At 69.9% G+C, this 24,211-nt stretch carries 25 protein-coding genes and 3 pseudogenes; 16 read left to right on the top strand and 12 right to left on the bottom strand.

The features are described 5' to 3' along the window. Nucleotides 1-369 precede the first annotated feature (369 nt). From ABS735_RS08890 to ABS735_RS08870, 5 genes are all read left to right on the top strand, one after another. Nucleotides 370-537 carry a hypothetical protein gene (locus tag ABS735_RS08890; RefSeq protein WP_186009680.1) on the top strand — a complete coding sequence of 56 codons (168 nt, stop codon included), beginning with the start codon at nt 370-372 and terminating at the stop codon, nt 535-537. Between the two features lie 656 nt (nt 538-1,193). Then, nucleotides 1,194-2,306 (top strand): tyrosine-type recombinase/integrase, encoded by a 1,113-nt coding sequence (locus tag ABS735_RS08885; protein ID WP_016325358.1) that lies wholly within the window; start codon nt 1,194-1,196, stop codon nt 2,304-2,306. Further along, nucleotides 2,303-2,629 (top strand): helix-turn-helix domain-containing protein, encoded by a 327-nt coding sequence (locus tag ABS735_RS08880; protein ID WP_016325359.1) that lies wholly within the window; start codon nt 2,303-2,305, stop codon nt 2,627-2,629. Before ABS735_RS08885 ends, ABS735_RS08880 begins: the two co-directional genes overlap by 4 nt. Beyond that, a complete protein-coding gene (locus ABS735_RS08875) occupies nt 2,626-4,914 on the top strand; it encodes a hypothetical protein (protein ID WP_016325360.1) in 2,289 nt (762 codons plus the stop codon). Before ABS735_RS08880 ends, ABS735_RS08875 begins: the two co-directional genes overlap by 4 nt. 161 nt (nt 4,915-5,075) lie before the next feature. Next, nucleotides 5,076-5,201, top strand: a complete 126-nt coding sequence (locus ABS735_RS08870) for a hypothetical protein (protein ID WP_019709288.1) — start codon at nt 5,076-5,078, stop codon at nt 5,199-5,201. Between the two features lie 423 nt (nt 5,202-5,624). On the opposite strand, the gene merB is transcribed toward ABS735_RS08870, so the two are convergent. Together merB and merA are read right to left on the bottom strand one after the other, a co-directional pair. Then, nucleotides 5,625-6,272: an organomercurial lyase MerB gene (gene merB, locus ABS735_RS08865; protein WP_016325361.1), complete on the bottom strand. Its 648-nt coding sequence runs from the start codon at nt 6,270-6,272 to the stop codon at nt 5,625-5,627. A gap of 35 nt (nt 6,273-6,307) precedes the next feature. Beyond that, nucleotides 6,308-7,732: a mercury(II) reductase gene (merA, locus tag ABS735_RS08860; protein ID WP_016325362.1), complete on the bottom strand. Its 1,425-nt coding sequence runs from the start codon at nt 7,730-7,732 to the stop codon at nt 6,308-6,310. A gap of 126 nt (nt 7,733-7,858) precedes the next feature. On the opposite strand from merA, the gene ABS735_RS08855 reads away from it, so the two are divergent. The 6 genes from ABS735_RS08855 to ABS735_RS08830 all read left to right on the top strand — a co-directional run bounded on the left by ABS735_RS08855 (nt 7,859) and on the right by ABS735_RS08830 (nt 12,828). Further along, complete coding sequence (locus ABS735_RS08855) at nt 7,859-8,236, top strand: ArsR/SmtB family transcription factor (protein WP_016325363.1); 378 nt, start codon at nt 7,859-7,861, stop codon at nt 8,234-8,236. Continuing rightward, a complete protein-coding gene (locus ABS735_RS08850) occupies nt 8,233-8,535 on the top strand; it encodes a mercuric transporter (RefSeq protein WP_016325364.1) in 303 nt (100 codons plus the stop codon). The genes ABS735_RS08855 and ABS735_RS08850 overlap by 4 nt, the downstream gene beginning before the upstream one ends. 126 nt (nt 8,536-8,661) lie before the next feature. Continuing rightward, complete coding sequence (locus ABS735_RS08845) at nt 8,662-9,231, top strand: TlpA family protein disulfide reductase (protein WP_016325365.1); 570 nt, start codon at nt 8,662-8,664, stop codon at nt 9,229-9,231. After that, entirely contained in the window at nt 9,231-10,190 is a 960-nt protein-coding gene (locus tag ABS735_RS08840) for a cytochrome c biogenesis CcdA family protein (RefSeq protein WP_019709287.1), read from the top strand. Before ABS735_RS08845 ends, ABS735_RS08840 begins: the two co-directional genes overlap by 1 nt. Nucleotides 10,191-10,269: 79 nt before the next feature. Further along, nucleotides 10,270-10,905, top strand: a complete 636-nt coding sequence (locus ABS735_RS08835; RefSeq protein WP_016325367.1) for a vitamin K epoxide reductase family protein — start codon at nt 10,270-10,272, stop codon at nt 10,903-10,905. A 546-nt stretch (nt 10,906-11,451) separates the two neighbouring features. Beyond that, the gene (locus tag ABS735_RS08830) at nt 11,452-12,828 is read left to right on the top strand and encodes a dihydrolipoyl dehydrogenase family protein (RefSeq protein WP_016325368.1); all 1,377 of its coding nucleotides are present in this window, start codon (nt 11,452-11,454) and stop codon (nt 12,826-12,828) included. 38 nt (nt 12,829-12,866) lie between these two features. On the opposite strand, the pseudogene ABS735_RS08825 reads toward ABS735_RS08830, so the two are convergent. Then, nucleotides 12,867-13,320 (bottom strand): annotated as a pseudogene (locus ABS735_RS08825) (winged helix-turn-helix domain-containing protein); the annotation flags it as partial. Nucleotides 13,321-13,460: 140 nt separating this feature from the next. Here ABS735_RS08825 and ABS735_RS08820 point away from each other — a divergent pair. Further along, nucleotides 13,461-13,760, top strand: coding sequence for a DUF6233 domain-containing protein (locus tag ABS735_RS08820; RefSeq protein WP_016325370.1), 300 nt, complete (start codon nt 13,461-13,463; stop codon nt 13,758-13,760). 216 nt (nt 13,761-13,976) lie between these two features. Here the strand turns inward: ABS735_RS08820 and ABS735_RS08815 are convergent, their stop codons facing one another. The 3 genes and pseudogenes from ABS735_RS08815 to ABS735_RS08805 form a co-directional block, all read right to left on the bottom strand. Further along, complete coding sequence (locus ABS735_RS08815; RefSeq protein ID WP_042799368.1) at nt 13,977-14,411, bottom strand: GFA family protein; 435 nt, start codon at nt 14,409-14,411, stop codon at nt 13,977-13,979. A gap of 394 nt (nt 14,412-14,805) precedes the next feature. Continuing rightward, a pseudogene (locus tag ABS735_RS08810) lies at nt 14,806-14,901 on the bottom strand (IS5/IS1182 family transposase); the annotation flags it as partial. Between the two features lie 393 nt (nt 14,902-15,294). After that, a complete protein-coding gene (locus ABS735_RS08805) occupies nt 15,295-15,936 on the bottom strand; it encodes a DNA-3-methyladenine glycosylase (protein ID WP_373902314.1) in 642 nt (213 codons plus the stop codon). 147 nt (nt 15,937-16,083) lie between these two features. Between ABS735_RS08805 and ABS735_RS08800 the strand changes: the two genes are divergently transcribed. The 3 genes from ABS735_RS08800 to ABS735_RS08790 all read left to right on the top strand — a co-directional run bounded on the left by ABS735_RS08800 (nt 16,084) and on the right by ABS735_RS08790 (nt 18,177). Further along, nucleotides 16,084-16,866 (top strand): sporulation protein, encoded by a 783-nt coding sequence (locus ABS735_RS08800; RefSeq protein WP_373902313.1) that lies wholly within the window; start codon nt 16,084-16,086, stop codon nt 16,864-16,866. A gap of 64 nt (nt 16,867-16,930) precedes the next feature. Beyond that, a complete protein-coding gene (locus ABS735_RS08795; protein WP_373902312.1) occupies nt 16,931-17,470 on the top strand; it encodes a YbhB/YbcL family Raf kinase inhibitor-like protein in 540 nt (179 codons plus the stop codon). A gap of 200 nt (nt 17,471-17,670) precedes the next feature. Next, the gene (locus tag ABS735_RS08790; protein ID WP_007388340.1) at nt 17,671-18,177 is read left to right on the top strand and encodes an HNH endonuclease; all 507 of its coding nucleotides are present in this window, start codon (nt 17,671-17,673) and stop codon (nt 18,175-18,177) included. Nucleotides 18,178-18,292: 115 nt separating this feature from the next. Here the strand turns inward: ABS735_RS08790 and ABS735_RS08785 are convergent, their stop codons facing one another. The 3 genes and pseudogenes from ABS735_RS08785 to ABS735_RS08775 form a co-directional block, all read right to left on the bottom strand. Further along, nucleotides 18,293-19,252, bottom strand: coding sequence for an SPFH domain-containing protein (locus ABS735_RS08785; protein ID WP_355565879.1), 960 nt, complete (start codon nt 19,250-19,252; stop codon nt 18,293-18,295). Nucleotides 19,253-19,459: 207 nt separating this feature from the next. Then, nucleotides 19,460-19,891 (bottom strand): NfeD family protein, encoded by a 432-nt coding sequence (locus tag ABS735_RS08780; RefSeq protein ID WP_373902311.1) that lies wholly within the window; start codon nt 19,889-19,891, stop codon nt 19,460-19,462. 321 nt (nt 19,892-20,212) lie between these two features. Further along, nucleotides 20,213-20,743 (bottom strand): annotated as a pseudogene (locus ABS735_RS08775) (ABC transporter ATP-binding protein); the annotation flags it as partial. A gap of 153 nt (nt 20,744-20,896) precedes the next feature. Between ABS735_RS08775 and ABS735_RS08770 the strand changes: the two are divergent. Then, nucleotides 20,897-21,685 (top strand): hypothetical protein, encoded by a 789-nt coding sequence (locus ABS735_RS08770; RefSeq protein WP_373902309.1) that lies wholly within the window; start codon nt 20,897-20,899, stop codon nt 21,683-21,685. A 170-nt stretch (nt 21,686-21,855) separates the two neighbouring features. On the opposite strand, the gene chpE is transcribed toward ABS735_RS08770, so the two are convergent. The 3 genes from chpE to ABS735_RS08755 all read right to left on the bottom strand — a co-directional run bounded on the left by chpE (nt 21,856) and on the right by ABS735_RS08755 (nt 24,039). Then, entirely contained in the window at nt 21,856-22,104 is a 249-nt protein-coding gene (chpE, locus tag ABS735_RS08765) for a chaplin ChpE (protein WP_328559682.1), read from the bottom strand. A gap of 155 nt (nt 22,105-22,259) precedes the next feature. Next, nucleotides 22,260-22,901, bottom strand: coding sequence for a response regulator (locus ABS735_RS08760; RefSeq protein ID WP_373902308.1), 642 nt, complete (start codon nt 22,899-22,901; stop codon nt 22,260-22,262). Further along, complete coding sequence (locus ABS735_RS08755; protein ID WP_373902307.1) at nt 22,894-24,039, bottom strand: GAF domain-containing sensor histidine kinase; 1,146 nt, start codon at nt 24,037-24,039, stop codon at nt 22,894-22,896. The genes ABS735_RS08760 and ABS735_RS08755 overlap by 8 nt, the downstream gene beginning before the upstream one ends. Nucleotides 24,040-24,211: the final 172 nt, after the last annotated feature.

Raw genomic sequence — 24,211 nt, 5'->3', positions numbered from 1 at the left:
CGCCTCGCGCAGACCGCTCAGCATTCCAGGCAGGCCTCGTGATCTCCGGTTTCTCGCTGTTCCGCCTGACCGCGAATATCCCGCTGGGACCCAGGCGATTCGGCTCTTTGTTGCTCCTGCAAGACCTGATAGTGCTCGACGAGTGGCGGGGCACTCGTTCCATGCCAGGGCGAGGAGAACGCCCCATTCCCTCGAAGGGGGACGGGGCGAATCGTCGTGAGTGCCGCAGTTGGCGAAGTGAGCACTCTGAAGGAAGTGAGCACCGCAGATGGCAGAATTCGTCGAGCACGCGGGCGGCTGAGCATGGGCTCAACGAATCGTGGGTCCAGGACCGTGCTTGACGGCCCACGCCGACTCAACCGCTCAGCCGTGACTTCCCTGCACCACCAGGCCGTCCTCGCCAGCGACGACCTCGCCACCGCCAAACGGGTCGGCGGATCCATCCTGCTCGCGATCCACGCCTTCACCGACGCGGACAACCAGGACGCGTTGGCCCTGCTGCGCGCCCTGCGCATCGAGGCCCTCCGAGCTGGCTGACGGTGCTAGCCATACCAACAGGACTACAACCTCGCCTATCGCCTCACCTGCGAGTATGCGACGGAATTCGAACATGTGATGCAATGGCTGCTATGTGTTGCCCTGCTCTCCCCGAGGACCTGATCGCTGCGCAGTGTGCCTGGGAACGGACATATCGGGGCCTTGCCGATCCGGCCAACAGTCAGCGAACGACGGCCCTCCGCCGCCGCCTGCTGGAGCTGTCAGTCAAGGTGTGGTCGCACCCCTACTGGAAGCAGGCCGGCACCGGACGGTGGGCAGCGCTGCGCTCCTCGGCCCGCGAGCTGGAATCAAGGGCCCAGTAGGTGAGCGGCCCGCGCGGTGACCGGCGAGCGGCCGGATCCCTTCCGGCCGACATAGCGCTCACGCTGCCGGACGGACAGACCGTACGGGCCCGGCTCCACGCACGCCAGGAGGTCGCCGATTCCTACCCGTGGCGCTACCTCGTGGGGGTCCCCTCCTGGATCGGATGCACAAACAGGATGAATTGCATTGGTTGCAACAGTTCGTAGAGCCTCATCACGAACGTCCTGGCTGATCAGAGGCCCTGATGCGGGAACGCCCGGAGCTCCCGTACACGACTGACCAGCGCCGCTCGGTATGGACGCAACAATGATGCGTTTGATACAACGGCGGGCATGGTCGCTGAGGCACCCGGTTCGGTGCGTCTTGCCCTGGCCCCGAACGTTGTCCTTCTGGACCCGGAGCCAGCGGTTTCCTCTGCAATGAAGGAGGGATGGGCTCGGCAGCAGTCCGCGCGGTTTCTCCAGGCTTCGACGATCCAGCCCCGGCTGCGTCTGATCCAACGGTTCGAGGATTTCACGGGGTTGTACCCGTGGCAGTGGACTCCCGCCGATGGCGAGGCGTTCATCGTCCACCTTCGCAGCGGGGCCAAGCCGATCCAGTTGTCTACGGCTCGGTCCTACGAGGTGGTGATCGAGCTGTTCGTGGAGTTCCTGCTGGACCGCCGGTACGGGTGGGTTGAGACCTGCCAGGAACGGTTCGGCCTGTCACCGCAGGTGATCTTTCACGAGGGCAACTCTGTCCTGCACTCGGTGGAGTACGAGGGCGATCCCCGGCGTCGGCCTCTGACTTACGACGAGGTCCAAGCGCTGTTTGACGCCGCCGATGCCCGGCCCCGACGCATTCACGGGCAGGGCCGCAAGGGCGCACTCACCGCGCTACGTGATGCTGCCGCGCTCAAGACGATCTACGCGTACGGAACCCGGCGGACCGAGTCCTCGAAGGTCGACCTGGTGGATTTGCGGCGGCACAGGAAGGCGCCGCAGTTCGGGCAGGCCGGCAGCATGACCGTCCGGTACGGCAAGTCCTCCAAGGGGACACCGCCGAAGCGACGGACCGTGCTTCTGGTCCCTGAGATGGACTGGGTAGTCGACGTCCTCGACGAGTGGGTGCACGAGATTCGCCCGCGGCTCTCGCCGGACCGGCACCCGGCCTTGTGGGTGACCGAGCGGGTCGGACGGATGTCTCCCCGCTCGATCAACGAGGCGTTCGTGACGGCACGCCAGGACGCCGGCCTCGACGAGGACCTCGACCTGCACTGTCTGCGCCACAGCTACATCACGCATCTGACCGAGTTCGGCTACCCTGCCCGCTTCGTTCAAGAGCAGGTGGGCCATACCCACGCTTCTACGACGGCCATCTACATGGGCGTCTCTGACGAGTACCGGAACCAGCTCCTGGAGGCTTCGCTGAAGCGCCGGCTGGGTGACGACTGGGACCTTAAATGATCAAGAAGATGGGCTACGAGTGGTGTCTGCGGGCCACGATGGCCGAGCACCAGATGTTCCAGACCTCGGACCTGGTGCCGCTCCTGGCGGAACGTGGCGTGACCCTGTCGCGTGAGCAGGTCTACCGCTTGGTGACACAGCCGCCCCAGCGGATGAGCATGGACACCTTGGTCGCGCTGTGCGACATCTTCGAGTGCACACCGAACGATCTCATCAAGCCGAAGGTAGTCAACGCACAGGTCAAGAAGACCGCGGACGGACAGGCCGAGCCACTGCCGCTGAAGGAGCGGCGTACCACGATCCGGCGCCCGGGTCAGCCGTGAGGCCGCTGACACCGGACCAGATCCGCTTACGCGCCGAACTCGCCGCCGCGCAGGAGCAGATCGTCGCACTGCTGCGGTCAGCGGTGGGCGATTCCCTTGCCCCCGAACAGGCGCAGGCCGTGACGGAGGAGGCGCGGGCATGGCGTGGGGCGAACGCCTTCCGCCTGGTGCGCTATCTGTCCGAGCGGCCCGACGCGCTGAGCACGCCCAGTAGCGACTGCCCGACCTGTGTTGTGCGTTTGCTGGCTGCGCTCACCGCCGCCGGGCACGGTGACAAGGTCGCTCTGGTGGCCTGTGGCGACTGCGGACGGACTGACCCTCTTCCCGCCAACAACGGACCGGAGGGACGACTGTGTTCACGCTGCGCCAGCCGACGTGCCAAGAAGCCGTGCGCCCGCTGCGGCAAAGTGGCCAGCATCTACGCCCGCCGACCGGAGGGCGGCATCTGCAATCCGTGCAGGAACAAGGAGCCGGATGCCAAGGAGGAATGCGCCGACTGCCGCCGGATGATGATCTCGTACCGGCGCCTGCCCGACGGCACCAGCCTCTGCCAGACCTGTGCTCCCAAGAACACTCAGGCCTGTTGCCGTTGCGGACGACTACGCCGGGTCAACGCACTGACCTCCGACGGACCGGTCTGCGGCAGCTGCTACTCCAGCCCTGCCCGCCTGTGCGGTGTCTGCGGCCAGACCGTTCCCATCGTCGCCCGGGCCGACGGCACCAGGCCGGACACCTGCGACCGGTGCTACAAGCGACACGAGAAGACCTGCGCCATCTGTGAACGGGCCCGCCCAGGCCACCACATCAACGGTGGCCTGGGCCCGTTCCACTGCGACACGTGCCGCCCTCGCGAAGAGTGCGCATGCGCCCTGTGCGGCAAGGTCACGAAGGTCAAGGTCTTCTGGCCGCGAGGGCCAGTGTGCGACTCCTGCTACAGAGCAGCTCTGTCGACCCCTGCACCGTGCGCCACGTGCAGTCGACATCGCATCCTGATCGGTCAGACAGCCGAGGGAACCCTCCTGTGCAAGACGTGCTCGTTCCCCGACGAACCGGTCGAGCGGTGTTCGGCCTGCGGTGAACCGGCGGACCTCTACTCCGGCCACCGCTGTCCCTGCTGCACCCTGGCCGCCCGCGTGACCGATCTGCTCTCCGTAAACGGCACAAGCGTGGCCCAGCCACTTCAACCCCTCGCCGTCGTTCTGACCAGCGCGGAAAACCCCTACCGCGTCCTGCAGTGGCTGCGCCGAAGCCCCGCCGCCCGTCTCCTGGGGCGCCTGGTCCTCGATCCTGGAGCGCTGAACCATGAATCCCTCGACACGCTGCCACAACGGGCTGCCACCGCCTACGTGCGCGGGTTGCTTGTCACCGCCGGCATCCTGCCGCCACGCGATGAGAATCTCGCCCTGCTCACCAACTGGGTCGCGCGGACCGTGGCCGAACTCCCAGCGCGGCACGCCAATCTCATTCGTCCGTTCGCCGAGTGGCACATCATCCGCGACGCCCGCCGACGCTCAGCCCGAGGCCGTTACACCTACGCCGCGCACAAAGGCAACTGCGGCAACGTGCTCGCCGCCATCGACTTCCTGAACTGGCTCGACTCCCAGCACCTGAGCCTCCGTCGACTCCAGCAGCCGCATCTGGACGTCTGGGCGACCGACAGGCCAACCCTGCGCTCCCGTTCCATCCCCTTCCTCCGCTGGAGCACCGCACGACGCCTCTGCCCACCCGGTCTGAGCATCGAGCACCCAGCCTCGCAACTCCCCGGCCACTTCCAAGCCGAGGACGAGGCCCGAAACGAGCTGTTGCGCTGCTTCAACGACACCGCGTTGCCCTTGGACGTCCGCGTCGCGGCTGCTCTCGTCCGTCTCTACGCCCTTCCCCTGACCCGCATCGTCGAGCTCACCGAGGACCACATCAGCCGCGACCAGGAGCACACCTACCTGGCGGTCAACCAGCACCCCTTCGTGCTCCCGCCTAAGCTCGCCCGTCTCATCGACGATCAGCTCCGCCACAGCACGCCCCGGCACAGCACCACGGCCGGACGTAGGTACCTCTTGCCCGGCCAAAGTCCTGGACGCCCGCGTAACCCCCTCGGCCTCGCCGACACGCTGAGACAACACGGTCTGCCCGCCCGCGCAGCTCGGAACACCGCCATGGTGGACGCCTTGGCCGACCTGCCGCCCATGGTCATCGCTGACCTGCTCGGCATCCACCCCAAGACAGCCGAACGCTGGGCCACGCTCGCCGGCGAGAACTGGTCCGAATACTTGTCATCGCTGACGTGACCGGGCTGAGCTACGGGGCTGCTCACTCCGCGGGCGAATATGGCCTCGGGACTGGTGAGCTCGCATGTTCAGGTGTCGCGTATTCGCGGCTGAGCCCAGATGGGGTTCAGCCAAGGTGGGGCCAAAAGCCACAATGCCGCGATGAGCGCGATCCTGGGGGCATGAACATCGAGGTCTTGGTCGTGCCGGACTTCCCGAACGAGGAGCCCGCGGCCGACCTGCTGCTGTTGGACGACTCTCTGTATGAGTACGAAGGCGGGGGTTGGCGACACTCGCGGTGGACATGAGTGTCGATCTTGCTGGGCAGTCTGATCTTGCTTCGTCCACGACGACACGGTGTGCACGAGGTGGAGGTACGGAGTGCTCATCGTCGACACCGATGTCGTACGCGTGGAACGCCAGCTGCGGGCGGGTGAGTTGGCCTGTCCGTCGTGCTAGGCGGTCCTCGCGCCGTGGGGGCACGGCCGGCCGCGGGAAGTACGCGGTGATCTCGGGGCCCGTTTCTTCGTACGTCCTCGCCGATCCAGGTGCGCGGGAGAGGGATCACGGACGCCGTGCGGGCACCTCCGGCCGAGGTGACACAGAACGTTGCCGAGCCGCCTCGTCGGACGGAGCGGATCTGTCCAGGTCGCTCGGAGCGGCTCAGCCCATGTGTGACACAGAATACTTAATTCTGTGTCACACAGCCGTTGCCCGTCCGGGGACGGGATTCAGCAGCAGCCGGGCGGGGTGTCGCCGGTGAGGAGCGCCTCGGTGAGGGGTCGGCCGAGTTGGTAGGCATCGGCCACGGGCAGGACGGTGGCGACGGGGTGCTCCTCCAGCCAGCCCTTGCCCGCGTCGGGGGTGGCGAAGAAGTGGACCTGGTTGCAGAAGGCGGTGCGGATCGAGGCCGGGGCGTCGGGGGTGACGATCGAGACGACGGCGGTGGCCGGCTCCACGCTGGTGACCTGGTCCGGTTCGACGGTGAGGCGGACGGGGGTGCCGGTGGCGTGGCACGGGGACGTCACGTGGGCGGGGCGGCCGAGGATGGCGGGGAAGATCAGGGTGTCCAGCGCGCACCAGGTGTAGAGCTGCTGCCCGTCGACCTCGAAGTGGTGCGGGGTGGGGTTCTGGGTGAGGCCGCTGCCGGTGATCCGGCCCCTCTCGTCGTATTCGGTGTCGGGGTTGGCGGCGAGGGCCTCGCGGACCTGGTCGGGGGTGCGGTCGGTGGCCTGGGCGATCTGCTCGACGGTCACGGGTCGGCCCTGGGCGAGGAGTTGGAGTAGCGGGCGCCACAGCCAGGGGCGGGAGCTGGCGGCTCCGCCGCCGTTGAACGCGGTGGTCAGCCGGGTGGCGAGCTGCTGGGCCTGGGAGTCCATGGGCGCGGGTCCTTTGCGGTGGTGGGTGGGGTGGGTCAGCCGGCGCAGCAGGAGAGCTTGGCGACGTCGGAGGTGAAGGTCTGGGCGGCGAGCTTCAACGCTTCGGCCATGGTCAGGTAGGGGTGCCAGGTGCGGGCGAGCTGGTCGACGGTGAGGCCGGCGGTGATCGCGTAGGTGGCGGCGGTGATGACGTCGCCCGCTCCCTCGGCGAGGACGTGGGCGGCCAGCAGCTTCCCGGTGCCGCGTTCGGCGATGAGCTTGACCAGGCCGCGGGTGTCACGGTTGACCAGCGCCCGGGGCACGTTCTCCAGGGACAGGGTGCGGGTCTGGTGGGCGATACCGGCCTCGGTCAGCTGGGCCTCGGTCAGTCCGACCGAGGCGATGGCGGGGCTGGTGAAGGTGACCTTCGGCAGGGCGGTGTAGTCCAGGGTGCGCTCGGCGCCGTCCAGGGCGTTGTCGGCGACCAGGGTGCCGTGCGCGGCGGCGACGTACACGAAGTCCGGGTGGCAGGTGACGTCTCCGGCCGCCCAGATGCGGGGGTTGTCGGTGCGCAGGTACTCGTCCACCACGACCTCGCCGCGCTCGCCGGTCTTCACCCCGACCCGCTCCAGGCCGAGGCCGTTGGTGACGGACCGTCGTCCGGTGGCGATGAGCAGGTGGCTGGCGCGCACCTGCTGATCGCCGTCGGGGCCGGTGAGGGTGGCGAGGATGCCCTCGCCGTCGCGGCGGACCGCACGGAGCTGGGTGCGGGTGTGGACGGTGATGCCCTCCTCGCGGAAGATGTTCTCGATTCCGGCGGAGATCTCCGGCTCTTCCCGGGAGGCCAGGCGGGAGCGGACGGCCAGGGTGACCCGGCTGCCGAGGCGGGCGAAGAGCTGGGCCTGCTCCAGACCGACGTAGCCGCCGCCGAGGATCAGCAGGTGCTCGGGGAGCTGCTGGAGTTCCATGGCGGTGGTGGAGGTCAGGTAGTCCACCTGGTCCAGGCCGTCGATGTGCGGCGCGGTGGGGGCGGAGCCGGTGGCGATCAGGTAGTGGGCGGCCTCGACGGTGGCGGTGCCGCCGTCGTTCAGCGCGACCTCCAGCATGGGGCCGTCGGCGAAGGTGGCGGTGCCGTGCACGATCTGCCAGCCGTACTCGGCGGCCAGGTCGGTGTACTTCTCCGCCCGCAGCTGCCCCACCAGCGTGTCCTTGCCGCTGATCAGCGCGGGGAAGTCCAGCGCGGGCTCGGTGGCCTGTATGCCGGGGAACCGGCTCGCCGCCTGGGCGCCGTGACGGGCCTCGGCGGCGGCCAGCAGCGCCTTGGACGGCACGCAGCCGACGTTCACGCAGGTGCCGCCGGTGGTGCCGCGCTCGACCATCACCACACTCCTGCCCTTGTTGCGGGCCGCGATGGCCGCGGCGAATGCGCCGGCGCCCGAGCCGATGATCGCCAGGTCGTAACCGGTGTGTGCCTGGAGCACAGCACTACCTCCCTCAGTGGGGTCCAGCGCCGGACGCCGGACCCATTCCTATGCGGCTTGCCGTATTGCAGACCGCCACCTTACTATGCGGGCAGACGAATAGCTGCTGGTGGAAAGGCCCTGCCCATGAAATCCCCTGCCCTTGCCGGATCCCTGGCCACGGCCGAGGTGCCGTGCACGCACCTGGACACCACGGCCCGGTTCTTCCGCGCGCTGGCCGACCCCACCCGGCTGAAGCTGCTGCAGTTCATCCTGCGTGGCGAGCGCACCAGCGCGGAGTGCGTCGAGCACGCCGGTATCTCCCAGCCCCGGGTGTCGGTCCACCTGTCCTGTCTCGTGGACTGCGGCTATGTGAGCGCCCGCCGGGACGGCAAGAAACTGCGCTACTCCGTCGGCGACCCCCGCGTCGCGGATCTGGTCATGCTGGCCCGGTCGCTGGCCGCCGACAACGCCGCCGCCCTGGACTGCTGCACCCGCATCCCCGGAGAGGGGGAGCAGCGATGACGCCTCCGCCCACCCAGCCCGGTGACCGCCGCGGCGGCCTGCTCGGCACCCTCGCCGTCGTCGGCGTCGCCCTGCTGCCGATCATCTGCTGCGCCGGGCCGGTGCTGCTGGCCAGCGGCGCCCTGGCCGGACTCGGCGGGGTGCTGGTCAGCCCCTGGCTGCTGGCCCCGGCCGCGGTCCTGCTGGCCGGCGCTCTCACCTGGTGGCTGCGCCGCCGCCGCACCGGCAACGGCGATGCCTGCTGCCTCCCGGCCCCCCGCACCGACCAGCACGACCGCGACCTGCTCCGCAAGCAGTGACCCGGCCGGCGCCCGGCTCACGCCCCGCCCGCCGTTCTGCCGGTCACCGCCGCGCTCCCCCATTCGCTCCCTGCCGACCGGGACCGCCCGTCCAGTCCCGGACTTCGAGGAAGGCCCGCACCACCCATGACCTCACCGTCCCCCACCGCCCGCCGCACCCGCCTGCGCCGCCGTACCGCCCTGGCTCTGGCTGCGGCTGCCACCGCTGCGCTCACCCTGTCCGCCTGCGGTACCGACACCAAGGCGAACACCCCCGCCACGAGCGCTGGCAGCGGCAACGCCGCCGCTGCCAAGGCGGACACCGTCGCCCTCCTCGACGACACCACGCTGGCGGTGCCCGGGGACAAGCCCTCCGCCCTGTTCTTCTTCTCGGTGGGCTGCGGCGAGTGCGCCGGCGGGGCCAAGAGCCTGGACAAGGCCGCCCAGGCGTTCGACAAGGCCGGGAAGAAGGCCAACTTCCTCGCGGTGGACATGGACCCGAACGAGTCGAAGCAGACGATCATGCAGTTCCTCGACTACATCAAGGCCCCGGCTCTGCCCGCCACCATCGACAAGGGCGCCGCCCTCTCCCAGCGCTACCAGGTCGCCGCGCTGTCCACACTGATCGTCGTCGCCCCGCAGGGCAAGGTCACCTACCGGGCCACCGACCCCTCCGCCGACCAGATCCAGGACGCCCTGAAGAAGGCAGGCGCGTGATGAACGGCCTGCTCGCCCTCGCCTTCGCCGCCGGGATGCTCGCCCCGGTCAACCCCTGCGGCTTCGCCCTGCTGCCCGCCTGGATCACCGCCGCCCTGGGCGACAGCGACGCCTCCCCGCTGCCGGTACGCCTCACCCGCGCCCTGCGCTCCGGCGCCGCCCTCACCCTCGGCTTCGCCGGCACCCTCGCAGCCGCCGGACTCATCGTCAGCGCCGGAGCCCGCGCCCTGATCCAAGCCGCCCCCTGGCTGGGCCTGGCCACCGGCATCCTCCTGCTGCTCCTCGGCGCCGTCATGCTCACCGGCCGCACACCCAGCCTGCGGCTGCACCTGACCACCAGCACCCGCCGGTCGGCGGGCCCCCCGACCGCCCGGCGCATGGCGGCCTTCGGCGTCGGCTACGCCGCCGCGTCCCTGTCGTGCACCTTCGGCGTGCTGCTCGCCGTCATCGCCCAGGCCCAGGCCACCGCCAGCTTCGCCGGGCTCCTCGCGGTCTTCGCCGCCTACGCCGCCGGATCGGCCGCCGTCCTGCTGCTCGTCGCGGTCACCACCGCCGCCGCGGGCGCCGCCCTCACCCGCAAGATCACCGCCCTGGCCCGGCACGGCACCCGCATCACCGCCGCCGTCCTCGTCCTCACCGGCGCCTACCTGGCCTGGTACTGGTACCCCGCTGCCACCGGCGGCGCCACCACCGCCGCCCCCGGCGGCGGCCTCGCCACCTTCTCCGCCACCGCCACCGCCTGGATCCAGGCCCATACCACCGCCATCGCCGTCACCGCCGTGGTGGTCGTCCTCGCTGTGGCGGCCGCCGCCATCCGCCACCGCACACGGCAGCCGGCCCGCCACTCCACTCCCACCGGGACAGCCCCCTCCGCCGCCGCAGCGGACGACTGCTGCGCGCCCCAGCCCGTCCCCACACCGGCCTCAACCGACCGCGACAGCGACGGCCACTGCTGCTGACCGCGCCCACGCCCAGACCCGCTGCGGCCGGGAACAGACCAAGCCCCCGCCGCGGGCAACTGCCGGAACGGAACCCCACATGACCACGACAGCAGCCCGCGACACGGCCTCCCCGGCCGAGCGGAGAAGCCCGCACGCCCCGATCGGCGCCAACCGTGCCTTCGCGCTCCTGCTGCTCCTGGGCGGCTTGCTCGGCCTGCTCGCCTCGGCCGTGCTCACCCACGACAAGATGAAGCTGCTCGCCAACCCGAACTATGTCTCGGCGTGCAGCATCAACCCCGTCTTGTCCTGCAACAACATCATGAAGAGCTGGCAGGCATCCACCTTCGGCTTCCCCAACCCTTTCATCGGCTGGGTCGCCTTCCCCGCCGTCATCGCCATCGGCGCCGGACTGCTGGCCGGCGCCCGCTACCGGCGATGGCACTGGTGGGGCCTGCAGGCAGGCACCGTCTTCGGTATCGGCTTCATCACCTGGCTGCAGTACTCCTCGCTGTACGCCATCGGCGCGCTGTGCCTGTGGTGCACCCTCGTCTGGGCCGTGACGATCCTCATCTTCTGGTACACCACCGTGCACAACATCCGCCACGGGCTCATCACCGTCCCCGACCAGGTGCGCCGCACCGTGGCCGAGTTCCACTGGACGGTGCCCGTGCTGTGGATCGGCATCATCGCGATCCTGATCCTCACCAAGTGGGGCAGCGCCCTGTGGGCCTGACCCCTCCCCGATACCCCGGCCCCGCCCCCGTCGGGCCGGGAGGGCGGCCGGCTGCCGCATTCCCCCGAGCCGCAGCCGGCCACACCCTCACCCCGTCCGCCCAGCCCCCGAGTCCAGTCGATGCGCACGGCGCCCCCCAACGTCCTCAACCGGCTCCGTCGGATGCTCGGCCACCTCCTGACGGCCACCTTCGCCGCGCTCGGGACCTTCGGCGCGGCTCTGGGTGCCGGGCTGTCCTTGATCGGCCTGTGCTGCAGCGGCCCGGCGCTGGCCACCGCAACCGCGGGCGGCGCAGCCACCGGGGCCACTGCCACCGCTACCCCTGTGACCTGGCCGCTCTGGGCCAGCGGGGCCGTCTTGCTCACCGCCGCCGCGCTGTGGCATCGGCGCCACCGCACCGCAATCAGCCGTCGCTTGCCACCCCCATCCGCCGAACGGCCGCACCCCTCCGGCCCCACCGGCCCGTACGGCTGAGGATGCCTTAAGGCCCCTGTACGCACCGCCCGCACCGGATCGGCAAACAGAAGACGGAGAGGGAGTTTTCGCATGGTCGAGCGATATGACGCCTTGGTGATCGGCGGCGGCATGGCCGGACTGCCCCTGGCCCTGCGCGCCGCCCGGCACGGCCGGGTCGCCTTCGTGGAGAAGGAGAAACTCGGCGGCACCTGCCTCAACCGGGGCTGCATCCCCACCAAGACGATGATCGCCTCCGCCGCGGTGGCCCACCAGGTGCGCCGCGCCGCCGAGTTCGGCGTGACGACCACAACCCCCACCGTCGATCTCGCCGCGGTCGTCGCCCGCAAGAACCGGATCGTCGACACGATCCGCTCCGGCTCCTACAAGACGGTCGGCAAGGCCGATCAGCTCGACTTCTACCCCGCCGAGGGACGCTTCACGGCACCGAGGCGGCTGCGCGTGGATGGCACCGACCTGGAGGCCGACAAGATCTTCCTGGTCACCGGTCTGCGTACCACCATCCCCCCGATCGACGGCCTCGATGCCACCCCGTACTACACCTCGCGCACCCTGCTGGACCTCACCGAGCTGCCCGAGCACCTGATCGTGGTGGGCGGCGGCTACATCGGCTGCGAGTTCGCCCAGATGTTCGCCCGCTTCGGCTCCCGCGTCACCCTCATCCAGCGCGCGGACCGCCTGCTGCCCTCCGAGGACCCCGACATCTCCACCGCCGTCACCGACGGCTTCACCACTGACGGCATCACCGTCCTCACCGCAACGACCTGCACCGCCGTCGACGGCCGCCCCGGCAACATCCGGGCCGGCTGCCAGGGCAGCGAGACCGGCGAGATCACCGGCAGCCACCTCCTCATCGCCACCGGCCGCACCCCCAACACCGACACCCTGGGCCTGGAACACCTCGGCCTTGAGCCCGACGCCCGCGGCTTCCTGCCCGTCGACGACCTGCTGCGCACCGGGGCCGAGGGCGTGTGGGCGCTCGGCGACATCCGCGGCGGGCCGATGTTCACCCACACCGCCCGCGACGACGCCGACATCGCCTACCGCACCACCTACCGCGGCCAGGACCGCTCCACCGCCGGACGCGTCGTCCCGCACGCGGTGTTCACCGACCCCGAGGTCGGCTCCGTCGGCCTGACCGAACCCGCCGCCCGCGCCACCGGATATGACGTCCTCATCGGCCGCCAGGACTTCACCGGAGTCGTCAAGGCCCGCGCCATCGGCAACACCCGCGGCCTGATCAAATTCGTCGTCGACGCCGCCACCGACCGCATCCTGGGCTGCCACATCGCCGGACCCGACGGCGGCAACCTCGTCCACGAAGCCGTCATCGCCATGACCTGCGGCGCCACCTACAGCGACATCGCCCGAGCGATCCACATTCACCCCACCCTCGCCGAGGGCGTCAACACCGCTGCCGGCGGCGTCCACCGGGAGATCGGCACCTGACCCGCGCGCGTCAATGTAGGGAACCGCTCAGGATCGCGAGCTCTCCACAGCCAGGCGTCCCGGTCCCTCACCGTCTTTCCACCCGTGGCCACGTCTCCTTGACCCACGTGGCCACGGCCTCCTCGTCGCGTTCGGCAGCCCGCCGCACCGGCACCTGAACCGTCCAGCCCATCTCGCGCAGGATGCGCCAGGTCTGGACCTGGATGAAGCACACGTGGAAGCGCCGGGCGATCACGGTGGCCACCCGGGCCAGCGTCCAGCGCTGATCCTCCGTCCAGCCGTGCGCGGCGGGTCCCTTCTCCAGTTCCGACGGCAGCCAGGCCCGCACTCGGGCTTCATCCGCGACGGACGTCCGGACGACCCCTTGGACCGCAGCCCCTCAACGCCGTCTTCTCGCCAGCGGGCATGCCAGGCATAGGCGGACTTCCGTGAGACCCGCAACCGCCGTGCTAGCTGCGGCGGCGTCACCCCTTGCGTGAATAACTCGGCAGCCAGCGCGAGTCCCATCTGGGCTCAGCCGCGAATACGCGACACCTGAACATGCGAGCTCACCAGTCCCGGAATACTGCAACTCTCGAATACCGACACTTCACCAGTGGGGCGGGGTCGAGGCGGCCGAGTACACCGTCTGGGTGACCGACCGGCAGCTGACGCCCATCGAAGGAGTGGACCTGTCCGGCGTGCCGACCCGTCGTCTGCCCGGCCCCCTACCGCGGCCGGCTCACGGCTGGGTGGTCCGTCCCGCGCCTGGACGCCGCGGCCCGACAGTCGTGCACGACGCCACGTGCCGTCACGCCGTAGGCGGTGGGACGGAGCTGGGCACGCTGGAGGCCCTGGACGCTCTGATGCGTGAGGGCGCTCGCGCCTGCACCGACTGTGACGCGGCGGCTGTACTGGTCCCGGCACTCGAACTCGGTCAAGGGCACGTATAGCAGCGCCTGCGGCTGCCCTCCCCCTGCCGCGGAGATTCCGGGAGCCCGCAGGTGGAGGCCCTGTGCGGAAGTTCTGCGTCGCAGGTCAACGTATACGGACGGGAGTCCCCGGAGACACATTGTGAGGAAGTCGAGAACGCAGAGTCAGCGGTTTGAGCATCCCCCGGGGGCCGTGCGGCTCTCGCAGCCCTTCCCTCATCCTGGGTGGATGGGCGGTTAGCCGACCGCGCTGTGCGGGGTCTGGAGCATCGGGGGCAGCCAGTGTACGGCGTTGTCGTGGGAGGACGCGTGGATCGGTACGAGGTCTATGCTGCTGGTGTCGTCGAGAGCGGTGGCGTTGATGCCAATCTCGGGAATGTCGCTGTCGATCGCTGCGAGGCGGCTGCCGCAGGTCGGGCAGAAGCCGCGTTTCGCCTCGCCTTCGAAGGTTTCGTACCAGGTTGGCTCGTCGCCCTCACCGCTCCAGGTGACGGTCTCGAATCCCACCCACCACATCACTGGTGTTCCGCCGAGCTGTTGGCAGTGGCGGCAGGCACGGGTGTGAGGGAAGACGGCCGGGCCTCGGGCGGTGAAGCGGATCCGGCCGCACAGGCAGCCGCCGGTACGTTCCCCGGTGGTCTCGGCTCCCTGGGCGGCGGGGGCAGCGTTCATCAGGTGGTCTCCCGAGCGGAATGGGAAAGTTGCGTCCATCAGTTTGCCATCACCCCATTGATCGCCAGGACGCTCTTGGCGTGACGGCACCCGCTCCGGGGCTGGGTGAACCTACCGTCCTCGGGTCTCGGCGACCGCGGCTGTCAGCTCGTCCGGGCCCTCGGTGTAGACGATCACGTCCTTGTCAGCGACAGGGATCGAAGTGGGGCGAAGCCGTCGTCAAGGGGCCCGTGGGGTAGCAGTCGCACTCGCGTCCTCGCGTGCGTTGCGTTCGGCCCGGTGCTGCCAGGGCCACGCTTCCGGCCTCGAAAGGCAAAGCCCCCAGAATTCGCCTTGCGGTCGGGCGGATTCTGGGGGCTTCGTGCCCTAGAGGTTGTCCCGTATGGGGTTCGAGTTATCCAGTGAGGGCCAGGTTGTGCAGTCGGGCGATGCCGAGCATGGCCTGGTGAACTCCGTCGCCCTTGAGCCGGCAGTCCCGCAGGATCTTCCAGTNCATATCTGGCGTTGACTTTTGGCACGCTGTTGAGTTCTCAAGGAACGGACGCTTCCTTTGTACTCACCCTCTCGGGCTTTCCTCCGGGCGCTTCCCTTCGGTCTTGCGTTTCCGACTCTATCAGATCCTTTTCGATCCGATTCCCTGTCGGCGGGATTTGCCGTCGGCTTCGGGCTTTCGCTCGTCGGCCTTTCGACATTCACTACGTTAGCCGATTTCCCCGTGGACTCATAATCGAGTCCCGCGAGTTCGAATTCGGGCATGCGGACATGCCGAAATCGCTCCCGCTGAGGGAAGTCGTAGGTAGTGGGTTGGCCGCTTCCGGCTGCAGGCGATTGCCGTACCCGGGTCAAGCGGCTCGGGCTACATTACGCGGCTCCCAAAGGAGAGTCAACTTCGGCGCTTCCTCGGGACATGGGCCCGATACGGACTGACCGTCGGGTCGTCGGCGACCCAGTAGCGCCAGGGGTGCACGCCGCCTTCGCCGGCCACACCGGTGCGGGGGCCGTTGCGTACCTGGTCACCAGGTACGGGGGCGCCCGTCAGGATGCGCAGCGGGGTGTCCTCGGAGGTGCACGCGTCCGTGCCGTTCAGTGCGCGGTCCACGCCCAGGGCGGTGGCAAGACGGGCCGGGCCTTTGGCCAGTTCCTTGTCGTTGCGGGCGGAGAGCCGACGGGTCCGGGCCAGCTCGGCGCCCTCGATGATCTCGCCGGCTCGGAGCAGGACTGCGCTCGCCCGGCCCTCGGGACCGCACACCAGGTTCATGCAGAACCACATGCCGTAAGTGAAGTAGACGTACACGTGGCCGGGCGGGCCGAACATCACGTCGTTGCGGGGGGTACGACCGCGGTAGGCGTGGGAGCCGGGGTCGTTCTGACCGTCGTATGCCTCCACCTCCGTCAGGCGGAGGGCGATCGGACCGTCCGGGGTGTTGCGCACCAGGATGCGGCCCAGGAGATCGGGCGCCACCTCGAGGATGGGGCGGTCGAAGAATTCCCTGGGCAGGGGCGTACGGTCAGGGCTCGCGATCATGCCGTCCGAGCGTAACGCAGCCGGGACCGTGCACGGGGTGGTCAGGGGGGCGTCCGCCTTGCCAGGGTGTGGGGCGCGGAACCGGCCACGGCCGGATCGCGTTTGTATGGATCGAGGATCCACACGTAAGCCTGGAGAGGGAGAGACATGGCGTTCAAGAAGCTGCTCGCGAGCCTGGGGGCCGGCGGGGCTTCGGTCGAGACCGTGCTGAGCGAGGTCAACGTCGTTCCGGGGGGTGTCGTCCAGGGCGAGGTGCGGATCCAGGGAGGGTCCGTCGACCAGGAGATCGAGGGGCTGTCGGTCGGGCTCCAGGCCAAGGTCGAGGTCGAGAGCGGCGACCAGGAGTACAAGCAGGACATCGAGTTCACCAAGGTGCGGCTCGGTGGTGCCTTCGAGCTGAAGGCCGGTGCGGTGCACGCGGTGCCGTTCGGGCTCGAGATTCCGTGGGAGACGCCGATCACCATGATCGACGGACAGTCGCTGCGCGGGATGAACATCGGCGTCACCACGGAGCTGGAAATCGCGCGCGCCGTGGACTCCGGTGACCTGGACGCGATCAACGTGCATCCGCTGCCGGCGCAGAAGGCGATCCTGGACGCGTTCATCGGCCTGGGCTTCCGCTTCAAGAGCGCGGACATGGAGCGCGGCCACATCCGGGGGACGCGGCAGCAGCTGCCCTTCTACCAGGAGATCGAGTTCTTCCCGCCGCAGCAGTACCGCGGGCTGAACCAGGTCGAGCTGAGCTTCGTGGCCGACGCGCAGGCGATGGACGTCGTACTGGAGATGGACAAGAAGCCCGGGCTGTTCAGCGAGGGCAGCGACACGTTCCGTTCCTTCAAGGTGGGGCTGAACGACTACCAGGGCACCGACTGGACGGCTTACCTCAACCAGTGGCTGTCGGAGGTCGGCAGCAAGCGCAACTGGTTCTGACGGATCCGGCGGGGAAACCCGTAGGCTCGGTCATCTCTGCACCAGAACATCAGGAGGTACCGAGGTGACCGAGCTGAAGCGGCGTCCGCTCCCCCATGACTTCCACCCGCCCGTTCCGTCATTCACCGTCACGAGTGAGGACGTGCAGGAAGGCGGGACGCTCAAGGACGCTCAGGTCTACGCGGCCGGGAACACCTCCCCGCACCTGCGGTGGGAGGGCTTCCCCGCCGAGACCAAGAGCTTCGCCGTGACGTGCTACGACCCGGACGCCCCGACGGGCAGCGGGTTCTGGCACTGGGTGGTGTTCGACATCCCGGCCTCGGTGACCGAGCTGCCGGCGGGGGCGGGCAGCGGCGCGTTCGAGGGGCTGCCTCAGGGTGCCGTACAGGCGCGCAACGACTACGGCAGCAAGGAGTTCGGCGGTGCCGCGCCGCCGGCCGGGGACGGCCCGCACCGGTATGTGTTCACGGTGTACGCCGTTGACCAGGAGAAGCTCGGTCCGGACGCGGACGGCACCCCCGCCTTCGTCGGCTTCAACCTGCGGTTCCACACGATCGCGCGGGCCCAGCTGATCGGTGAGTACGAGGTGCCCGCGGACAGCTGAGTGTTCCGAGCGTTCATGGAACGTTTGCCCGCCCCCGGTCTTGGAATGGATCAGGGGCGGGCATTTTTGTTGCCGGGGGTGGCGAGGGGGGCACCCCTCGTTGGAGCAGCAGATATTGCGTTGTCCATCCCGGCGTGCCCGGCCAGAGTTGTTCCCAGCCCGCCAGGGGGTGGGCCGGTGCGCACGGGAGGTGGGCTGGTATGCGGGACACGCTGGTGCTGAACGCGAGCTTCGAGCCGTTGTCGACGGTGACGTTGAATCGAGCCGTCGTTCTGGTGCTCCAGGACAAGGCCGTCGTCGAGCAGGCCCACCCCTCGCTGCGGATGCGCGGAGCCGCGCTCGACATACCCGCGCCGCGGGTGATCAGGCTGTGCCAATACGTACGGGTGCCGTTCCGAAGACGCGCTCCCTGGTCGAGGCGGGGTGTGCTGGTCCGGGACCGGCACCGGTGCGCGTACTGCGGGCGGCGGGCGACGACCGTCGACCACGTGGTGCCGCGGTCGCACGGCGGTCAGGACACGTGGCTGAACACGGTGGCCTCGTGTGCGGAGGACAATCACCGCAAGGCGAACCGGACGCCGGAGCAGGCGGGGATGCCGTTGCTGCGGGAGCCGTTCGAGCCGACTCCCGCCGATGCGATGCTGCTGGCGCTGGCCCGGGACGACTTCGCTGCGCTGCCGGAGTGGTTGGTTCTGGACGCCGCCTGACTCTGCGCCGCAGGGGGTGAGGTGCGTCGCTGACTGCGGGTTCGTCGTGGTTGATCGCGCAGTTCCCCGCGCCCCCGAAGGGCGCGGGTGCCACCCGGCGCCATCACCGTATTCGCTAGTCGATCGACGGCTTCTCGCGGCGTTCCTGGGCCGGGACGCTTGCGCCGCCGTTGCCGCTCCCGCTGCCCGAACCGCCGCCCAGGCCTCCGAGGTTGCCCATGGCGCCCGAGAGGCCCTTGAGGGCGTCGCCGATTTCGCTGGGGACGATCCAGAGCTTGTTGGCGTCGCCCTCGGCGATCTTCGGGAGCATCTGGAGGTACTGGTAGGAGAGCAGCTTCTGGTCCGGGTCGCCGGCGTGGATGGCCTCGAAGACGGTGCGGACGGCCTGGGCCTCGCCCTCGGCGCGCAGGGCCGCGGCCTTGGCCTCACCTTCGGCGCGCAGGATCTGGGACTGCTTCTCACCCTCGGCGCGCAGGATTTCGGACTGCCGGACACCTTCGGCCTGGAGGATCGCGGCGCGCTTGTCGCGGTCGGCGCGCATCTGCTTCTCCATCGAGTCCTGGATGGAGGTGGGCGGTTCGATGGCCTTGAGCTCGACGCGGTTGACGCGGATGCCCCACTTGCCGGTGGCCTCGTCGAGGACGCCGCGCAGGGCCGCGTTGATCTCCTCGCGGGAGGTCAGGGTCCGCTCCAGGTCCATGCCGCCGATGATGTTGCGCAGGGTGGTGACGGTGAGCTGCTCGATCGCCTGGATGTAGCTGGCGACCTCGTAGGTCGCGGCGCGGGCGTCGGTCACCTGGTAGTAGATGACGGTGTCGATGTTGACGACCAGGTTGTCCTGGGTGATGACCGGCTGCGGCGGGAAGGGGACGACCTGTTCGCGCAGGTCGATGCGGTTGCGGATGGTGTCGATGAACGGGACCACGATGTTGAGGCCCGCGTTGAGGGTCCGCGTGTAGCGGCCGAAGCGCTCGACGATCGCGGCGCTGGCCTGTGGAATGACCTGGATGGTCTTGATCAGGGCGATGAAGACCAACACCACCAGGATGATCAGGACGATGATGACCGGTTCCATCGTGGGTGTCCGTCCCCTTCTCCGCCTCGGCGCTCCGGCAGATCCTATTGACCAGGTCTTGTTGAACAGTTCCTGTCGAGCAGATCCTGTTGACCTGACTGACCCTGACTACTGCTGATCCTACGGCTGTTGAGGATCTTGCTGGTCGAGTCTGACAGACCGTCGCACGACTCGGGGGTCGTTCGGGCCACTTGCGGCACGGCGGGGTCACATGACGACGGCCGTGGCCCCGTCGATCTCCACGACGTCCACTTCCTCGCCCGGCTCGAAGGCGCGCCCGGTGTCCAGGGCGCGTGCCGACCAGATCTCCCCGGCGAGTTTGATCCGGCCGCCGGAGCCGTCGACCCGCTCCATGACGACGGCCTGTCTGCCTTTCAGCGCGTCCACGCCTGAGGCCAGTTGGGGCTGTTGGGCGCGGTGTCGGGCGGCGACGGGCCGTACGACTGCGATGAGGGCGACCGAGACGATGACGAAGACGAGGACCTGGACGACCAGGTCCGCGCCCAGCCCGGAGGCGACGGCGGCGGCGACGGCGCCGACGGCGAACATCCCGAACTCCGGCATCGCGGTCACGACGAGCGGGATTCCGAGCGCTGCCGCGGCGACGAGCCACCACACCCATGCGTCGATGTCGTTCACGCTGTCATGGTAGGTCCGTTGGGGACGCCGGGGACAGGGCGCACGGGGGGCGGGTCAGGACAGCGGGAGCCCCTTCGCGGTCCACCGGTCCCCCGCCTGCTCGACGATGAGCGGGAGTCCGAAGCAGAGGGACAGGTTGCGGGAGGTGAGTTCGAGCTCCAGCGGCCCGGCGGCCAGGACCTTGCCCTGACGGATCATCAGGACGTGGGTGAAGCCGGGGGCGATCTCCTCGACGTGGTGGGTCACCATGATCATGGAGGGCGCGATGGGGTCGCGGGCGAGCCGGCCGAGACGGCGGACGAGGTCCTCGCGGCCGCCGAGGTCGAGGCCGGCGGCCGGCTCGTCGAGGAGGAGCAGCTCGGGGTCGGTCATCAGGGCGCGGGCGATCAGGGTGCGCTTGCGCTCGCCCTCGGAGAGGGTGCCGAACCTGCGGTCCAGGTACTCGGTCATGCCGAGGCGGTCGAGGAAGGCGCGGGCGCGCTGCTCGTCCACGTCCTCGTACTCCTCCTGCCAGCCGGCGGTCATGCCGTACGCGGCGGTCAGGACGGTCTGCAGGACGGTCTGGCGCTTGGGCAGCTTGTCGGCCATGGCGATGCCGGCGACGCCGATGCGCGGGCGCAGCTCGAAGACGTCGGTGCCGGGCTTGCCGAGGGTCTCGCCGAGGATGGTGGCGGTGCCGTTGCTCGGGTAGAGGTAGCTGGACGCGACATTGAGGAGGGTGGTCTTGCCGGCGCCGTTGGGGCCGAGGATGACCCAGCGCTCGCCCTCCTTGACCGACCAGGAGACCTGGTCCACCAGAGCCCGGCCCTCGCGGACCACGGATACGTCCTGAAGCTCCAGAACATCGCTCATGAGCGCGTTGTCTCCCCTTGCATTGTGGCCGGTCTCGGCTGTCGCGTACACCTGTGACTCGGGCCGCGGCGCCGGTGGGCGCAGGCCCCTCCAGGAAATCTACGCCACCGGTCGGCTTCACCGTTCCATCGGTCCGGTCCTTAGGGTGGGGGCATGCTCTCGGAACCACGCGCAGGGCGCCTTGCCGCCTGGGGAAATGCCCTTATTGCCCACATGGTCTCGCCGGACGACGCCGCGGTCGCGATCGTCGGCGGGGACGCGGTGCACCGGGTGGAGGGGCTGCCGGGTGAGGACGCGCCGGTCGGTCTCACGCTGGCGCTGGGGAGGCTGCGGGCGCTCGGGGCGAGTGGGCTGCGGATCGCGCTGCCCGCGCCGGGGCATCCGCTGGGGCTGAGCGGGCCGCCGGAGTTCAACGCGCGGGCGCTGGAGGTCGAGGAGGCGGTGATCTGTGAGGGCGCGGCGCTGGGGCTGGTGCCGGAGGTGCACGAGGCGGGGCCCGAGGGTGACGTGCACGTCGAGGTCGTGTGGCACTGCCTGCCGGTGCGGGAGGCGCCGCCGGCGGACGTGCCCTCGCTCGGGGAGGCGGAGCGGGAGCTGGCGGAGGCGCTGCGGGACGCGACGGACGTGCTGACGCGGCTGGACGTCGCCGGATCGGGTCCGGTGGCGGAGGCGGCGGTCGCGGCGTACCGGGCGCGGGCGGAGCGGTCGTCCGGGCGGGAGGTGCTGGCGCCGGGGTATCCGCCGCGGGCGGTGCGGGTGCTGGAGTTGGCGCAGCGGGTGGGGATGCTGGTGTCGCTGGCGTCGGAGAACGGGCACGGGGGTGCGGTGAGCGCGTCCGAAATGGTGGCGCGGGGGGAGGCGCTCAGGCCGGTGGAGCGGGTGGCTCGGCGGGCGCAGGTCGCGGCGTACAACTCCGTTGTGGTGGAGCGGGGGATGCGGTGACCGTTTCTCCGGCTGGTGCTCCGTGCTGGTGTGACCGTCTCGGGGGCTGCGCCCCCGGACCCCCGCTTTCGGCCTGAACGGCATCGTCCTCGAACGCCGGACGGGCTGTTTGATGCCGATGCGGCCTCCCAGTGGCCCGGGGAGGCCGCAGGCATCGTTTGCGACCGACGTCAGTGGTTGACGCCCAGGTTGCCGAAGGCCGGGTTCAGGAGGCCGATGACGTTGACGCTGTTGCCGACGGCGTTGACCGGGATGTGGATCGGCGCCTGGACCAGGTTGCCGGAGGCGACGCCCGGGGAGCCGATGGCCTCGCCGTGGGCGTGGGAGCCGCCGTCGGTGGCGGAGGCCATGCCCGCGCCGGCGGCGATCAGCCCGCCGGCCACCATCGTCACGGCCGCTGCCTTCTTCAGGTTCTTCACTTACAAGCCCTCCTTGCGATCACCGGGGCAGTCGCCGCGGTGCGCACTGAAGAACGGCCGGACCCCTCGAAGGATGCGCCATATGGGGGACATTCCCACGACGGTATGAATCTCCGACCGGAGGGGAACCCTCCGCCGTGTCGCCGCGTACGCGGTCAGCCGGTCACGCCGTGGCGTACGGCCCACAGGGCGGCCTGGGTGCGGTCCGCGAGGTCGAGCTTCATCAGGATGTTCGAGACGTGGGTCTTCACGGTCTTCTCGGAGAGGACCAGCGCGCGGGCGATCTCCCGGTTGGAGCGCCCGTCCGCGATCAGGCCCAGCACCTCGCGCTCCCGCTCCGTGAGGGACCCCGCTCTGCCCGGTCCGGAGCTGCTCTCCTCCTGGCTCAGCAGGGCGCCCGCGACCTCGGGCTGGAGCAGGATGTGCCCGGCGTGGACGGAGCGGATGGCGCCGGCCAGCGCGTCGGGGTCGACGTCCTTGTAGACGTAGCCGGCGGCGCCCGCGCGCAGGGCCGGGACCACGGTGCGCTGCTCGGTGAAGCTCGTGACGACCAGCACGCGCGCGTGGTTGTCCAGCTCCCGGAGCCTGCGCAGCGCGTCGACGCCGTCCATGCCCGGCATCTTGACGTCCATGAGGATCACGTCGGGTTTCAGCTCCTGGGCGCGGTCGACCCCCTCGGCGCCGTCCGCGGCCTCACCGACCACCTCGATGTCGTCCTGTACCTCCAGGAAGGTGCGCAGTCCCCGGCGGACCACCTGGTGGTCGTCGACGAGCAGCACCTTGATCGCTTCAGCCACCGGGAACCTCCATCTCGATCGTGGTGCCCTCGCCGGGCGCTGACCGCACGGTCAGCCGGCCGCCGGTGCCGTTCGCCCGGTCGCGCATCGAGACCAGGCCCAGGTGGCGTCCGGCTCGGCGGACCGTGCGCGGGTCGAAGCCGGTGCCGTCGTCGGTGATGCGCAGGACGGTTGCGGTGTCCCGCCGGTGCAGGGTCACCTCGACGTGCTCCGCTCCGGAGTGGCGCAGTGCGTTGTGCAGTGCTTCCTGGGCCACGCGCAGCAGCGCCTCCTCCTGGGCGGCGGGCAGGGCCTTGACGCCGCGGCCGGTGAAGGTCACGCGGGCGGTGTGGGCGCGGTCGAGGACCTGGATCTGGGTGCGCAGGGTGGCGACGAGGCCGTCCTCCTCCAGGGCGGCGGGGCGCAACTCCACGACGGCGGCGCGCAGTTCGTCGGCGGCCTCGGCGGCCAGGGTGGCGACCTGGTGCAGCTCGCCCTTGGCGCGCGCGGGGTCGCGGTCGACCAGGGCGGTGGCGGCCTGGGCGGTCAGGCGCAGCGAGAACAGCTTCTGGCTGACCGCGTCGTGCAGCTCGTGGGCGAGGCGGGAGCGCTCCTCGGCGATGGTCAGCTCGCGGCTGCGCTCGTACAGGCGCGCGTTGGTGAGGGCGATGGCGGCGTGCTGGGCGAGGATGCCGAGCAGTTCCTCGTCGTCCTGCGTGAAGCCGCAGCCGCCCTCGGGCTTCGGGCAGTTCTTGTTGGCGAGGAACAGGGCACCGAGGACCTCGTCGCCGTCGCGGATCGGCAGGCCCAGGAAGTCGACCAGGTCGGGGTGGGCGGAGGGCCAGCCCCCGAAGCGGGGGTCCTTGCGGACGTCGCCGAGGCGCTCGGGGGTGGCCTCCTGGACCATCGCGGCGAGGATGCCGTGCTGGCGCGGCAGGGGGCCGATGGCCTTCCACTGCTCGTCGCTGACTCCGTCGACCACGAACTGGGCGAAGCCGCCGTGGTCGTCGGGGACGCCGAGGGCGGCGTACTGGGCGTCGAGCAGCTCGCGGGCCGAGGCGACGATCGTCTTGAGGACGTCGCGCACCTCGAGGTGCCTGCTCATGGCCAGCAGCGCGGAACTCACCGCGGTGAGGCCGGACCGGGGGCCGTGACTCATGTCCTCACGGTACCCGCGGGGGGTGGGGGCGGGATCGGCCCGGTGGAGGGCATCGCCTAGGGCGGTGGGACTAGGTCCGGGGTCCCGCCCGTCGGTCCTAGGGCGAAGGGCCCTGGCCGGCTGGGGCCCGTGCCCGAGGCGGCCGGTGCGGGTCGGTTCCTACGTTGAGGAT

It is taken from the genome of Streptomyces sp. MMCC 100 (assembly GCF_041538145.2).
In the GTDB taxonomy this organism is placed as follows: Bacteria; Actinomycetota; Actinomycetes; order Streptomycetales; family Streptomycetaceae; genus Streptomyces.
The sequence above is the reverse complement of the archived record's forward strand: the minus strand, read 5'-3'. Positions and strand labels throughout refer to the sequence as shown.

Coding starts and splice junctions, on each gene's coding strand:
- ABS735_RS08885 (WP_016325358.1), top strand. CDS start 1,194: ATGGTCGCTGAGGCACCCGGTTCGGTGCGTCTTGCCCTGGCCCCGAAC.
- ABS735_RS08880 (WP_016325359.1), top strand. CDS start 2,303: ATGATCAAGAAGATGGGCTACGAGTGGTGTCTGCGGGCCACGATGGCC.
- ABS735_RS08870 (WP_019709288.1), top strand. CDS start 5,076: ATGAACATCGAGGTCTTGGTCGTGCCGGACTTCCCGAACGAGGAGCCC.
- merB (WP_016325361.1), bottom strand. CDS start 6,272: ATGGACTCCCAGGCCCAGCAGCTCGCCACCCGGCTGACCACCGCGTTC.
- ABS735_RS08855 (WP_016325363.1), top strand. CDS start 7,859: ATGAAATCCCCTGCCCTTGCCGGATCCCTGGCCACGGCCGAGGTGCCG.
- ABS735_RS08850 (WP_016325364.1), top strand. CDS start 8,233: ATGACGCCTCCGCCCACCCAGCCCGGTGACCGCCGCGGCGGCCTGCTC.
- ABS735_RS08845 (WP_016325365.1), top strand. CDS start 8,662: ATGACCTCACCGTCCCCCACCGCCCGCCGCACCCGCCTGCGCCGCCGT.
- ABS735_RS08840 (WP_019709287.1), top strand. CDS start 9,231: ATGAACGGCCTGCTCGCCCTCGCCTTCGCCGCCGGGATGCTCGCCCCG.
- ABS735_RS08835 (WP_016325367.1), top strand. CDS start 10,270: ATGACCACGACAGCAGCCCGCGACACGGCCTCCCCGGCCGAGCGGAGA.
- ABS735_RS08830 (WP_016325368.1), top strand. CDS start 11,452: ATGGTCGAGCGATATGACGCCTTGGTGATCGGCGGCGGCATGGCCGGA.
- ABS735_RS08815 (WP_042799368.1), bottom strand. CDS start 14,411: ATGAACGCTGCCCCCGCCGCCCAGGGAGCCGAGACCACCGGGGAACGT.
- ABS735_RS08805 (WP_373902314.1), bottom strand. CDS start 15,936: ATGATCGCGAGCCCTGACCGTACGCCCCTGCCCAGGGAATTCTTCGAC.
- ABS735_RS08800 (WP_373902313.1), top strand. CDS start 16,084: ATGGCGTTCAAGAAGCTGCTCGCGAGCCTGGGGGCCGGCGGGGCTTCG.
- ABS735_RS08790 (WP_007388340.1), top strand. CDS start 17,671: ATGCGGGACACGCTGGTGCTGAACGCGAGCTTCGAGCCGTTGTCGACG.
- ABS735_RS08785 (WP_355565879.1), bottom strand. CDS start 19,252: ATGGAACCGGTCATCATCGTCCTGATCATCCTGGTGGTGTTGGTCTTC.
- ABS735_RS08770 (WP_373902309.1), top strand. CDS start 20,897: ATGCTCTCGGAACCACGCGCAGGGCGCCTTGCCGCCTGGGGAAATGCC.
- ABS735_RS08755 (WP_373902307.1), bottom strand. CDS start 24,039: ATGAGTCACGGCCCCCGGTCCGGCCTCACCGCGGTGAGTTCCGCGCTG.